A 12,867-nucleotide genomic window follows, 5' to 3' on the forward strand; every position below is an offset into this window, starting at 1 on the left:
TCAGATCTCCAGTTCCATGCCGTCGAAGGCGACCTCGATGCCGCGGCGCGTGAGCTCCGCGCGCTCCGCGCCGTCTTCGTCGAGGATGGGATTGCTGTTGTTGATGTGGATGAGCACCTTGCGTTTTGCGGCGCAGGCGTCGAGCGCTTTCAGCATGCCGGGGCCGTGCGGCCCGTCGCATTGCGGCAGGTGGCCCATGTCGGCCGCGCGCTTGGTCCCGAGGCCCGCGATGAGCATTTCGTCTTCGGTCCAGAAGGTGCCGTCGACCAGCACGCAGTCGCAGGCATCGAGGCTCTTTCGCTCGGCATCGCCGACCTGCGCAAGGCCCGGCGCGTAGAGCACGCGCTTGCCGGTGGACGGGTCTTCGATGAGCACGGCGGCGTTGTCGCTGCGTGCCTCGGTCTGGCGGCGTGGTGAATACGGCGGCGCCTTGCCGGGGACCGGCACCGCCTGCAGTCGCAGGCCGGCGATTTCGTGCCATGCGCCGCCACCGGCCTCGAGCGGCATCGGATGCCAGGTCACGCCGCAATATTTGTCGAGCGCGTTCAGCAGGGGCAGGCTGCCGGTGAGGTCTTCGTAAGCCTGCGGCGTGCAGTAGAGCTGCAGCCGAGGTCCTTCGCGCAGGCTCAGAAGGCCTGCGACATGATCGATCTGCGAGTCCATCAGCACCACCGCCTGGATCGGCGAATGGCGCACGCCGTGACGCGGCTGCAGTGCCTTCGATGCGCGCAACTGCGCGCCGATGTCGGGCGATGCATTGAGGAGCACCCAGTCGTCGCCGTTGGCGGACACCGCGATGGAGCTTTGGGTGCGAGGGCTCGCCCGCACCTGGCCGGTTCGCTGGCCCGCGCACAGGCGGCAGTTGCAATTCCATTGCGGGAAGCCGCCGCCCGCCCCCGAACCTAGAACCAATAGCTTCATACGACCCAAAGAAAAACGGCACCGGTGGAGGCCGGTGCCGTTGTGGTCCGCTCTCAGCGAGCGGAGATGTACATCGTGATCTCGAAGCCGAAACGCAGCTCTTCGAACTCAGGCTTGCACCATTTCATCGCATTGCTCCTTCAGTGGTTGGGGGACAGAGGGACGGTATCAATATACGACGATCTTGCCCGTAGGACGCGGGCTATGACAGTCGTTGTAGAAGTACTCGCCGGGTGTGTCGAAGGTGTGGGTCGCCGATTGGCCCGGGGCCAACCTGAAATCGAACCTGCCCTCGAAGAACTGCGTCGCGCAGTGCGTGTTGGCGTTGGCGGCCGGATTGGTGAAGGTCACCGTGGTGTTCGCCGGCACGCGCATGAAGGTCGGCGTCATCGCGTTCACCGCCGTCGACTCGGCCGTGCCGGGCGCGTTCGCCGGCGTCTGCACGCGCGCGAGGAACACGGTGTTGAGTGTCGGCAGCGCCGCACCCTCCACCGCCGAGCCGGACACCGGCCGTCGCACGACGGGCGGCGTCGGCGTTGCGGGCGGCATCACCGTGCCGCCGACCTTGAAGGCCCACAACCGGTCGCCGCGCGGTGCCGAATCGCCGTACGGAATGCTCGTGCCGCCTGCGAACACGGCCACGTACTGCTCGCCGTCGATCTCGTAGGTGATCGGGCTCGCGCTGATCGCAGCGCCGGTCTGGAAGCGCCATAGTTCGCTGCCGTCGTTGGCATCCATCGCGAGCAGGTTGCCGTCGGGCTGGCCGATGAAGAGCAGGTCCGATGCAGTGGTGAGGATGCCGTTGCCGTGCGCGAGCGAGTACGGCATCTGCTTCTTCCACTTCACGAGGTTGGTGCTCGGATCGACCGCCACCACCGCGCCCGTCATGTAGGTGCCCGGCGGGCGCAGGCCGTTGCTCGACTCGGTGAGCGAGTGCGCGGCCGACACGTAGCCCATGCCGGTGTACACGAGGCCCGTGTGCTGGCTGAACGCCTGGTGGTTCCAGTTCGCGCCACCGCCGTGTCCGGGGATCGAGAGGATCGGCACGTCCCAGTGCGCGTCGTACAGGCACCCCTTCACGTAGTTGGGCACGGCGCGGTTCGGGTCGCCCGGAATGGCGGTGCCCAGCGGCTGGTCGACGATGCAGGTCTCGGTCCATGCGCCCTGGCGCGGCAGCGGCTGCGTGGGCCAGCTGGCCTGGCGGGCGTCCTGCTTCACGGGCACCTCGTCGATGCCCAACGGCGCGCTGCCGTCCTTGCGGTCGAGGATGTAGTACATGCCCGTCTTGCTGCCGTAGATGACGACCTTGCGGTCCTTGCCGTCGATCTTCACGTCGGCGAGCACGGGCGACATCACGTTGTCCATGTCCCAGATGTCGTGGTGCACCGACTGGAAGTGCCACTTGTATTCGCCGGTCTTCAGGTCGAGCGCGACGAGCGAGTTGGCGAACAGGTTCAGGCCCGGCCGCGTGGAGCCGTTCTGCGACGAGCCGCCGCGCACGTTGCCGAAGGTCCAGTAGATGAGGCCCAGCTCCGGGTCCACCGCGGGGTGGATCCACGGCGTAGCGCCCGCGCGGTCCGACTCGGCCGCGCCGCCCCAAGTGTCGTAGCCGATCTCGCCGGCGCGCGGCACGCCCCAGAACGACGTGAGCACCTTGCCCGTGAGCGCATCGGCCGAGAACGCGGCGCCGCGGTTGCCGTCGTTGGTGCCGAGGAAGAGGCGCTTGTCGTGATAGACCAGCGCCACCTTCTGCAGCGCGCCCTGGTAGTCGGGGTCGGTGGCGCTGCTGGGGTACTGCTTGATCCACGCGATGGCGCCGGTGTCGGTGCGCAGCGCCACCAAGCGGTTGCCGGTGGCGACGGTGAAGACCAGGCCCAGGTCTTTCGCGACCGCCACGCCGCGGCGCGTGATCGCGCCGTAGGGCGTGGTCCACTTCCACTTCGTGAGGCCGGTCTTGCCATCGACCGCGATCACGTTGCCCACCGCGGACTCGATGTAGATCGTGCCGTCGACCACCACCGTCGTGCTCTGGTTGTTGCCGGTGGCCATGCCGCCTTCGATCTGGTTGACCCAGGCGCCGCCGAGCCTGGCGACCTGGGCCTTGTCGATCTTCGCGAGGCTGGAGTAGTTCTGGTTGCCCAGGTTGCCGCCGACTTTCGGGAAGTCCTTGTCGCCTGCCGTGCAGCAGTCCGACAGGTTGGCCGAGGGCGTGGCGGGTGCGGGCGGCGGGGGTGGCGGCGTGCCGCCACCGGATGGTGGTGGCGGCGGCGCTGGCACCACGGGGAACGCGGGCGTGCCGCCGCCCGACGATCCGCCGCACGCGGTGATCAGCAACGGCGATGCGAGCACGCCGCAGGAAATAAGCAGCGTGACCAATGATTTTTTCTTCATGGATGTCTCTACTCGTTGAAGGTGGAACGGATGGGTTCGAGCGTGGCGGTCGCCGTCACTCGGTGCAGAAGGGCGTGAGGCCCATCGCGGACTTCACGCCCTGCACGACCAGCTTCTGGAACTCGATGGCGCCGACGCCCGAGAGGTCCGCGGTGAACGAGTGCGCGTTGTGGCCGAGGGTCGTGAGCCAGGCGCGGCCGCCGTCGTAGTACTGGCACCAGGCGACCGGATGGAAGTCCGCGTGGCCGGGGTGCGGCGCGGAGGTCAAGGGCTTCAGCGTGGACGTGTCGACCTTGGCGAGGAACTTCACCTTCGTGGGGAAGGGCGTGAGGTTGTACCACTCGTCCTGGAAGGAGAAGCGCTTGGGCACGTCCTTCGTGGAGGGGTCGTCCGAGACGATCTCGACATCGCCCGCGCGGTTCGGCCCGTGGTTGTAGAAGTTCGCGTTGCCCAGGAGGCCTTCGTAGTAGGGCCAGTTGTACTCGGCGCCGAACGCGTTGTGCAGGCCGACGAAACCGCCGCCGCGGCGCATGTAGTTGCGAAGCGCGGTGCGCGCGGCGTCCTGGCTCGTGGTGACCGCGCCGTTCCACAAGGTGTCGCGGTTCGAGCTCGCGAAGATGACGGCCTTGTAGTTGTTGATGCGGCTGCCGAGCACCGCGACGTCTTCGGTCCAGTCGACCGTGATGCCTTCGGCCGTGAGCATGCGCACGAGGCCGGCCTGCATGATGTTGTCGGGGTTCATCACCGGGTTGAGGCCGGCGCCCATCGGCGTGCCGAGCACGGCGTGACGCGGGCCCGCGGTGCGCGAGTAGACCAGCACGCGATCGGGTGTGGTGTCGAACGCGCCCCAGTTGTTGTAGCACTTGGGGTTGGTGCCGCGGCACACGTTGTAGTAGGTGTCGAAGCTGTCGTCCGCCTCGGCCACGGGGTCGGTGGGCTGCGCCGGCACTTCGTCGGTCGGCGCGGTGGGCGAGGTGGGCGCGGCCGGCGCGACGGGCTGGATCGGAAAGCCCGCGAACGACGAGCCGCCGCCGCTGCCACCGCCGCACGCGGTCACCGCCAGCGCGAGCGCCGCGGTCGATGCAAGTCCGAAGAGAAATGATCTGGAAGATTTCAAGGGTGTCTCCTTTTTTTGGTCGAAGCGGGACCCGCGGGGACACGTCCCCGAGAGCGGATGGGCTGCTCGGCGGCGGCCGGCAGGAGCAGCGTTTGGGCGAGGGTTGCCGGCCTGGGAGCGGCGGCGTTCAGCCCGTGGCGTTGTTCGCGGCGAGCGCGAATGGCCGGGCGGTCATGGCTTGCGGATGCGTGCGAGTTCGTCGTTGTAGAGCTTGACGATGGCGGGGTCGTACTGGGCGGCGAACTTGTCGATGACGGGCTGGGCGATGGTGCGCATGCGGGCTTGTTCGGCGGGGGTGAGCTCGTTGAACTGCGCGCCCTTGGCTTGGAGATCACCCACCGCTTTCTGCGCTGCGGCGCGGCTCACTTGCCGTTGATAACCGCGCGCCTCGTTGGCCGCGTCGTTCATCATCTTCTGCTCGGCGGGCGTGAGCGAGTCCCAGAACTTCTTGCTCACCAGCACGATGTTGGCCGCGTACACGTGGTTCGTGGCGCTCACGAACTTCTGCACCTCGTAGAACTTGTTCGAGAGGATCACGGCATACGGGTTCTCTTGACCATCCACCGCCTTCGATTCGAGCGCGCCATAGAGCTCTGCAAACGGCATCGGCACCGGGTTGGCCTTGAAGGCTTTGAAGGTCTCCAGGAACACGGGGTTCGGAATCACGCGGATCTTCAAGCCTTCGAGGTCTTCGGGCTTGGTGATCGGGCGCTTGCTGTTGGTCACGTTGCGAAAGCCCAGGTCCCAGTAGCCGAGGGCAACGAGCCCCTTCTCGGGGAGCTTGGCAATCAGCGCCTGGCCGAGCGGCCCATCGAGCAATGCATCGGCCTGCGCGAACGAATTCACCGAGAACGGAAAGTCGACAAGACCGAACTCCTTCACGATGCCCGCGAGCGAAGTGGTGGCCGGTGCCGACATCTGCTGCACGCCGCCCTGAAGCGCCGACTGCTGCTGCATCTCGTTGCCCAGTTGGGAGGCGGGGAACTCCTGCACCTTCATCTTGCCGCCGCTCTTGGCTGCGAGCAGTTCCGCGAATCGCTTGACGCCGAAGCTCACGGGGTGGTCGGCGTTGTTCAGGTGGCCGAAGCGGATCACGCGATCCTGCTGCGCCTGTGCCAAGGCGGGAACGACCAGTGCGAGGGCGAGGCCGGCGGTGGCCAGCGAGCGGTAAAGCGTTCTCAAGATTGGATCTCCAGCTTCGATGTGAGGGGTGCATGTCGAGGCCATTCACTGGCGCCCCGACCTCTGGCGGCGCGATCTTAATCGGCTAGTGGAAAATCTTTCTACTAGTGAAAACGCTTGGCAAAATGCTAAAGTTGCCCGCATGACCGCCATACTCGAACGCAGCTTCAAGGTGCTTGAACACCTGGCCGGCCACCCTGAAGGCCGCGCGCTGTCGGCGCTTTCCGCCGAGCTGCAGATGCCCTTGAGCGCCACCCATCGCCTGCTAAGTGAACTGGTGCGCTGCGGCTATGTGCGGCAGGACCAGAGCCATGGCGACTACATGCTCACGATCAAGCTGGTGTCGCTCGGCCTGAGCTTTTTGAGCAACAGCGGCATCGTGGACATCGCCCAGCCACTGCTCGACAGGCTCGCGGCGAACTCGGGCGAACTGGTGCGGCTTGCCGTGGTCGACGGCGACGAATTGACCTTCGTTGCCAAGGCGCAGGGCGCCACGCGCGGCCTGCGCTACGACCCGGACATGGGCCTGTCGGTCAATCTCTCGAGCAGTTCCGCGGGGCACGCGTGGCTCTCGACGATGACGGACGAACAGGCACTCCAACTGGTCGCCCGGCAAGGCTTCGGACAGCCCGAGGACTTCGGCCCGAAGGCGCCCACCACCGTCAAGGCGCTGCTGGCTTTCTTGCGCGCGGCGCGCAAGCGCGGCTTCTCGATGATCAGCGAAGTGTTCGCCCCCGCGATGACGGCCATGGCCGCGCCGGTGCGCAGCCACAACGGCGCGGTGATCGGCGTCATCACGATCGCGGGACCGCTGGTGCGCCTGACCGAGGAACGCATGCTGGCGCTGGAGCCGGTGCTGCTCGAATCGGCGGAAGCGCTGGCGCGCGCGAGCGGCGCTTCGATGCATTTCAAGAAGCGGGCCTGAGGCGCAGCACGCCTGCGGCTTCTCAGTCTCGGCCTACGAAATCCGTCGGTGCACGCCGACCGTCGACACGCGCCAAAGAATTTTTAACCTCCTGCCATGCCGCGGCGGACATGGGTCCGGCCGGCCAACGAACAGGAGAAGCGCATGGACACGCACATGCGACACCGCCGCATCCGGGTTGGCGATGTCGAAACCTTTTATCGCGAGGCGGGCGCGGCCGATGCACCCGTCGTCCTGCTGCCGCATGGCTATCCGTGCTCGTCATACGAGTTTCGCAACCTGATGCCGCGCCTGGCCGACCGCTGGCGGCTGGTCGCGCCGGACTATCCCGGCGCCGGCTACAGCGCAACGCCGAAGGACTTCGACTACAGCTTCGATGGCTATGCGGAATTTCTCGATCGCTTCGTGAAGGCGCTCGGCATCGATCGCTTCGCTCTCTATCTGCACGACTTCGGATCGCCGATCGGCGCGCGCCTGGCCATCCAGGCGCCCGAGCGCGTGGTGGCCCTGATCATCCAGAACGGCGATATCCCCTATGAAGACGCGCTGGGACCGAAGTACGCCGAGATCGAGAGCACCTGGAAGCTGCCGGTCGCAGAAATGCGCGCGAAGCTGGCAGAGGCGATCACCGAAGAAGTGTTCAAGGAGGAGTTCCTCAACGCGGTGAGGCCCGAGCTTGCCGAGCGCATTCCTCCGGATCTGTGGAAGCTGCACTGGTCGCTGGTCACGCCGGAGCGCAAGGAGATCGCGATCAGCCTGATAGCCGGGCTGAAGGAGAACCGCGCCTGGTTCCCGCAGCACCGCCGGTACCTCGCCGCGCACCGCCCGCCGACGCTGATCATGTGGGGGCCGCAGGATCACTACATGCCGGAAAAATCGGGGCGCGCCTATCTTCGGGACCTGCCGGATGCCGAGTTCCATCTGCTGGACGGCGGGCACTGGCTGCTGGAGACGCACCTCGATGAAATGGTGGCGCTGATGCGCGATTTTCTGGGGCGGGTGCATGGGCAGCGCGGATGACGGGAGATGCTTCTCCGCCAAAATTTTCGGCCGGCCAGAAATGCAAAAAGCCCTAAGCAGTTGATTTGCTTAGGGCTTTTTGGCTTCGCAGGGCTCTCTGGAAGAGCCTGCGCAGCGATGGGTGGTGGCCTGGGGCGGAATCGAACCACCGACACGCGGATTTTCAATCCGCTGCTCTACCAACTGAGCTACCGGGCCATTGTGTGCAGCCCTAGATTATACAGCGCTTCTGCGCCCTCTTGAAAGATCGACGCCAAGTTGTTTGAGCTTGCGATAAAGATGGGTGCGTTCCAGCCCGGTTTTCTCGGCGACGCGGGTCATCGAGCCGTTCTCCATCGCCAGGTGGAATTCGAAGTACGCCTTCTCGAAGCCGTCGCGTGCGTCGCGCAGCGGGCGGTCGAGGTCGAAGCTCTGCGTCGATTGCGGACCGGCATCGGGCACCGGCACCGAAGCGAGCGATGCCATCAGCAAGCTGTCGCCCGTCGTTGTGATCGCCGCTGCCTGGTGGCCGCCGGCCGGCGCGGGCACCACGCCCGCCGCGGCGCGCCGTGCGCTCTCGCGCGCCAGGCCCTGCTCCACGGCCTTGAGCAGCTTCTGCAGCGTGATCGGTTTTTCGAGGAAGGCGAAGGCGCCGATGCGCGTCGCGTCGACCGCGGTGTCGATGGTGGCGTGGCCGCTCATCATGATGACGGGCATGCTCAGAAGGCCGGCGGTGGACCACTCCTTGAGCAGCGTGACGCCGTCGGTGTCGGGCATCCAGATGTCGAGCAATACGAGATCGGGCCGCGCGCGTTGCCGCGCGGCGCGTGCCTCGGCGGCGTTTTCCGCGAGCTCCACGTTGTGGCCTTCGTCATTGAGAATTTCGAAGAGCAGGTCCCGGATGCCCAGCTCGTCATCGACCACGAGAATGTTTGCCATGAGTGCTGCTTGTTGTATGCGCTGGTAGGTGTTGGTCCGCTGGCCCGTCCAGCGCCCTCGCGCTGGATTTTGTTGGCGCTCAGGCGGTGGAAGACTTCGAGTCTTCGGTGTGAGCGGCCGCTGCCCGCGGCTCGCCTGCCAGCGCGAATGATAGCGAGACTTGCGCCCCTGCCACAGCCCCGTCGACAACGCGGTTGGAAAGCTCGATGCGGGCGCCGTGCTCATCGGCGATCTTCTTGACCACCGCGAGCCCCAAACCGGTACCTTTTGTTTTCGTCGTGACGTAGGGCTCGAACGCGCGCTTCAGGATATTTTCTGCAAAGCCCGGCCCGCTGTCCTGCACCGTGAGGCGCACGCGCTGGCCCGAATCGCCCAGCCGGGTGCGGATGACGACCTCGCCCGCCCGACCCGTGCTGCTGGCGGCGGCCTCGGCGGCGTCCTGCGCGTTCTGCAGCAGGTTGTGAATGACCTGGCGGATCTGCTGCTCGTCGCCGCGGATGGGCGGGCAGCGCACGTCGAGCTCCGAGCGCAGCACGATCGGCAGGTTCTCCGCGTGATAGAGCTGCAGCACGTCGGCCAGCAGCGCGTTCAGGTCGACGGGCTTCAGGTCGGCCGCGGGCAGCCGCGCGTAGTCGCGGAATTCGTTCACCAGCCGCTTCATCGCATCGACCTGGTCGACGATGGTCTTGACCGACTTCACCAGGATCGCCTGCTCGGGCGCCGCCACCTTGCCCGAGAGCTTCATCTCCAGCCGCTCGGCCGAAAGCTGGATCGGCGTGAGCGGATTCTTGATCTCGTGCGCCAGGCGCCGCGCCACCTCGCCCCAGGCCTGCGCGCGCTGGGCCGAGACGATCTCCGAAATGTCGTCGAACACCAGGAGGCGCGCCGCGCCGGGCAGCTCCGCGCCGCGCGCGACGATGTTGATCGCGCCGTCCTGCTGCGGCAGGTCCATGCCGGTGGCGTGCAGCTCGAAGGCGTGCTGCCAGTGGTCCAGGCCGTGCTGCATGCGCTCGACCTGGAACTCGTCGAACTGCTGCTGCACCTTGGCGCCGAAGTCGGCCAGGCCCGGCACGTCGATGAGCGCCTGGCCTTCGTAGGCGGCCAGCGGCGCGCGCAGCACGCGGGTGGCGCCCGGGTTGGTCGAGAGCACGGTGCCCTTGGCGTCGAGCACGATCACGCCCGAGGTCAGGTTGTCCAGGATGGTCTGCAGGTTGGCGCGGGCCGCGTCGAGCTGGCCCATGGTCTTTTCGACCGCGCCGCGCGCGTCGGCCAGCTGCTGCGTCATGACGGCGAACGAGCGCGTGAGGCCGCCCAGCTCGTCCTTGCCCTGCAGCACGGCGGTGGGCCGCAGGTCGCCGGCGGCCACCTGGCGCACGCCGTCAGCCAGCACGAGCAGCGGCCGCGCGAGCTGGTTGCCGAACAGCACGGCCAGCAACACCGCTCCGAACACCGCGAGGAACAGGCTCAGCGTGAGCGTGCCGATGTACATGCGGCGAAGGCCGCCGCGCGCAAGGGCCCGCTCCTGGTACTCGCGATTGGCTTCCTGCACGTCCAGCGCGTTCTTGACCACGGCCGGCGGCAGCGGCCGCGTGACCTGCAGGTAGCGCGGCGCGGTGTCGAAGTCGAAGCCCGGCCGCTGCACCATGGCCAGCGCGCGCACGCTCGCCACGGGCGGCGTCGCGCCGGGCGCGGCGGTTTCGTCCAGGCCCTCGACGTGCGCGAGCGGCCGGTCGGGGCGCACCTGGCGAAACTGCTGCGCGGTCGGCCGATCGGGGTTGAGCTGGAAGCGCGAGGTGCCCGCGCCGGCGATGAGCTGGCCGCTGCCCGTCCACAGCACCACGTCGCTTGCCTCGAGCTGGTCGCGGATGCGCTCCAGCGCGAGACCGGCGCTCGCATCGGACACCGAGGACAGCTGTGCGCTGGCGACGCGGGTCTTGGCCGCGAGGTCGTCGGACAGCGAATCGAGCGTGGCACGCCCCAGGTTCAGGCCGGCATCGAGCGCGCCCTCGACCTTGACGTCGAACCAGCTCTCGATGGAGCGCTCGACGAACTGATAGGACACCACGTACACCAGCGCGCCCGGCACCACGCCCACCAACGCGAAGATGGCCGCCAGCTTGATCAACAACCGGCTGCCGAACTTGCCCTGGCGCAACCGCCGCAGCAGCCGGAAGGCGACCCAGCCGATCACCAGCACCAGCAGCACCGCCACCACCACGTTGATGCCGAACAGGCGCACGTAATAGCGCTCGTACAGCTCCCGGTTGTTGGTGGCCTGGGCCAGCAGGAACATCAGCACCAGGCCGATGGCCGTGACCATCGCCGCACCGACGCCCACGGCCCAGCGCATCGCGCGCGAGCGGCGTGCGGCGGGTGTGGCCGCTGCGCCGCTGCGCGGTTTGCTGCTCACCGCTGCTTCTCCAGCGCGAGCTTGGCGGTGCGCTCGGCCGAGATGTTCCAGTCGGCCTGCCCGACCACGCCGATCTGGAACGGCCGCGGCAGCTGCGAGGTGTCCAGGCGGAAGCGGAACGTCACCTGGTGCAGCGGGTCGTCGCCGATCTCGGCGGCGTCGCCCATGCGCAGGCGGCCGATGCGCTTGATGGCTTCGAGCGCGTCACCCAGGCTGTCGAAATTCTGGTTCAGGGAAATGCCGAAGCCCGCCGCGCCGGTGATCGGCACCGGCGACACGTTCAGCCGCCAGCGGCGGGTGAGCGGCTGGTAGGCCAGCCGCATGTGGCGGGTGACCTGGGCGACCTTGCGGTCGGTCCAGTACCAGCGCTCCTGGTACATCTCGGCGTCGGCCACGAAGTAGATGGCGATGCCCTTGTCGAGCACCTCCTCGACCAGCGAGGGCAGCTCGAACTGCACGCCGGCGCTGAGATACACGCCGTCGTCGGCCTGCTCCAGTCGCATCTGGGTGATCGCCGCGCCCGGCCGGTTCTGCGCAGCCGCCGGGGCCGGAAGCCACGCCAGCAGCATCGCCCAGACCAGCAGGAATACGGCCATCAGGACCGTTCGGCGCGGCCGAGCGGACTCAGCGTTTTTCAAGCAGGGCGTAGAAGAAGCCGTCGTGGTCACCTGAGGGATTGTCCGGGACGCCACGGACATTCCCCCCGCTTTGGGGCAGCAAATGGCCCGGGGACGGTTGCAATCGTGCGTCAGTGTTGTGTGCAAGGAACGCATCAATTTGTTGCGAGCCCTCTTCCCGGAAGACGGAACAGGTGCAGTAAAGGAGCCGGCCGCCGGGCCGCACGAGCGGCCAGAGCGCGGCCAGGAGCGCGGCCTGCTGGGCCGCCAACTGGGCGGTGTCGCTCTCGCGGCGCAGCCAGCGAACGTCCGGATGGCGGCGCACGATCCCCGAAGCGGTGCACGGCGCATCGAGCAGGATGGCGTCGAACGGCGTGCCGTCCCACCAGTCGGCGGGGCGCGCCGCATCGGCCACCACCACCTTGGCCTGCAGGCCGAGACGGCTCAGGGTTTCGTCGATCCGGCGGCTGCGCAAGGCGTCGACCTCCAGCGCGATCACCTCGGCGGCGCCGGGGCCGGCCAGTTCGAGCAGGTGCGCGGTCTTGCCGCCGGGGGCGGCGCAGGCGTCGAGCACGCGCAAGGGCGCTGCGCCGGGATTCACCGGGAGCAGGCCTTCGAGCAGCAGGGGCGCCGCCATCTGCGCGGCCGCGTCCTGCACCGAAGAGGCGCCCTCCGCGAAACCGGGCAACTGCTGCACCGGCCGCGCGCGCCCCAGCTGGAGGCCGCTGGCGCCGACGCGCGTGGCCGGGAGCCCTGCGGCTTCCAGCGCCAGCAGATAAGCAGCGGCCGTGGATTTCTGGGTGTTGACGCGCAAAGTCATCGGCGCCTGCGCGTTGTCCGCATGCAAGATCCGCTGCCAGTCGCGGGGGTGGTCGCGCTTGAGCTTCTCGATCCACCAGCGCGGATGGTTCCATTGCGCGACCGGCTCTTGGTCGGTGATGGCGACGAGTTCATCGCGCTCGCGCAGGAACCGCCGCAGGCACGCGTTGATGAAGCTGGCCTGCGCCCGCGTCGCCGGATTGCGCTTGGCCGCCTCGACGGCCTGGTCGACCAGCGTGAAGGGTTCGTAGGGCGCGCGTTCGGCGTCCCAGGCGAGACCCAGCGCGGTGCAGAGCAAGGCGTCGGGCAGCGGCGGCGGCGTGCGCTTGGCCAAGTGGCGGCGCAGCGCCTCGGCGCGGCCGAGCCAGCGCAGCACCTGGAAGCCGAGCGCCTGCACGCCGGGCCGCAGCGCGGGCTCGACGGCCTCGAATGCGACGGAGCCCGAGGTGCCGGCGCGGATCGACGCGAGCGCGCCCGCCGTCAGTTGCAGTTGGCGCCAGAGCGGCGGCTGCAGCGAGGGCGCTGCGTTGCCGGGGGGATCGGAAGG

At 67.7% G+C, this 12,867-nt stretch carries 11 protein-coding genes and 1 tRNA gene; 2 read left to right on the forward strand and 10 right to left on the reverse strand.

The features are described 5' to 3' along the window. From pqqB to ACZYRS_RS29825, 5 genes are all read right to left on the reverse strand, one after another. Nucleotides 1-921, reverse strand: a complete 921-nt coding sequence (gene pqqB, locus ACZYRS_RS29805; protein ID WP_463422100.1) for a pyrroloquinoline quinone biosynthesis protein PqqB — start codon at nt 919-921, stop codon at nt 1-3. Between the two features lie 53 nt (nt 922-974). Then, complete coding sequence (gene pqqA, locus ACZYRS_RS29810) at nt 975-1,049, reverse strand: pyrroloquinoline quinone precursor peptide PqqA (protein WP_080898329.1); 75 nt, start codon at nt 1,047-1,049, stop codon at nt 975-977. Nucleotides 1,050-1,089: 40 nt separating this feature from the next. Then, nucleotides 1,090-3,312: an outer membrane protein assembly factor BamB family protein gene (locus tag ACZYRS_RS29815; protein ID WP_463422101.1), complete on the reverse strand. Its 2,223-nt coding sequence runs from the start codon at nt 3,310-3,312 to the stop codon at nt 1,090-1,092. 55 nt (nt 3,313-3,367) lie between these two features. Then, entirely contained in the window at nt 3,368-4,429 is a 1,062-nt protein-coding gene (locus ACZYRS_RS29820) for a ThuA domain-containing protein (protein ID WP_463422102.1), read from the reverse strand. Nucleotides 4,430-4,600: 171 nt separating this feature from the next. Continuing rightward, entirely contained in the window at nt 4,601-5,611 is a 1,011-nt protein-coding gene (locus tag ACZYRS_RS29825) for a TRAP transporter substrate-binding protein (RefSeq protein ID WP_463422103.1), read from the reverse strand. 142 nt (nt 5,612-5,753) lie between these two features. Here ACZYRS_RS29825 and ACZYRS_RS29830 point away from each other — a divergent pair, with 142 nt between their 5' ends. Both ACZYRS_RS29830 and ACZYRS_RS29835 read left to right on the forward strand, forming a co-directional pair. After that, entirely contained in the window at nt 5,754-6,536 is a 783-nt protein-coding gene (locus ACZYRS_RS29830) for an IclR family transcriptional regulator (RefSeq protein ID WP_463422104.1), read from the forward strand. 144 nt (nt 6,537-6,680) lie between these two features. Continuing rightward, nucleotides 6,681-7,556: an alpha/beta fold hydrolase gene (locus tag ACZYRS_RS29835; protein ID WP_463422105.1), complete on the forward strand. Its 876-nt coding sequence runs from the start codon at nt 6,681-6,683 to the stop codon at nt 7,554-7,556. A gap of 122 nt (nt 7,557-7,678) precedes the next feature. On the opposite strand, the gene ACZYRS_RS29840 is transcribed toward ACZYRS_RS29835, so the two are convergent. The 5 genes from ACZYRS_RS29840 to rsmB form a co-directional block, all read right to left on the reverse strand. After that, nucleotides 7,679-7,754, reverse strand: a tRNA-Phe gene (locus ACZYRS_RS29840). Nucleotides 7,755-7,772: 18 nt separating this feature from the next. Further along, the gene (locus ACZYRS_RS29845) at nt 7,773-8,474 is read right to left on the reverse strand and encodes a response regulator (RefSeq protein WP_093441973.1); all 702 of its coding nucleotides are present in this window, start codon (nt 8,472-8,474) and stop codon (nt 7,773-7,775) included. 79 nt (nt 8,475-8,553) lie between these two features. Beyond that, the gene (locus ACZYRS_RS29850) at nt 8,554-10,884 is read right to left on the reverse strand and encodes a sensor histidine kinase (protein WP_463422106.1); all 2,331 of its coding nucleotides are present in this window, start codon (nt 10,882-10,884) and stop codon (nt 8,554-8,556) included. After that, nucleotides 10,881-11,480: a DUF4390 domain-containing protein gene (locus ACZYRS_RS29855; protein WP_463422107.1), complete on the reverse strand. Its 600-nt coding sequence runs from the start codon at nt 11,478-11,480 to the stop codon at nt 10,881-10,883. Before ACZYRS_RS29855 ends, ACZYRS_RS29850 begins: the two co-directional genes overlap by 4 nt. Nucleotides 11,481-11,508: 28 nt before the next feature. Further along, on the reverse strand, nt 11,509-12,834 hold the full coding sequence (rsmB, locus tag ACZYRS_RS29860; RefSeq protein ID WP_463422558.1) for a 16S rRNA (cytosine(967)-C(5))-methyltransferase RsmB: 1,326 nt from the start codon (nt 12,832-12,834) through the stop codon (nt 11,509-11,511). Nucleotides 12,835-12,867 lie beyond the last annotated feature (33 nt).

This window comes from Variovorax sp. AC194, assembly GCF_979257995.1.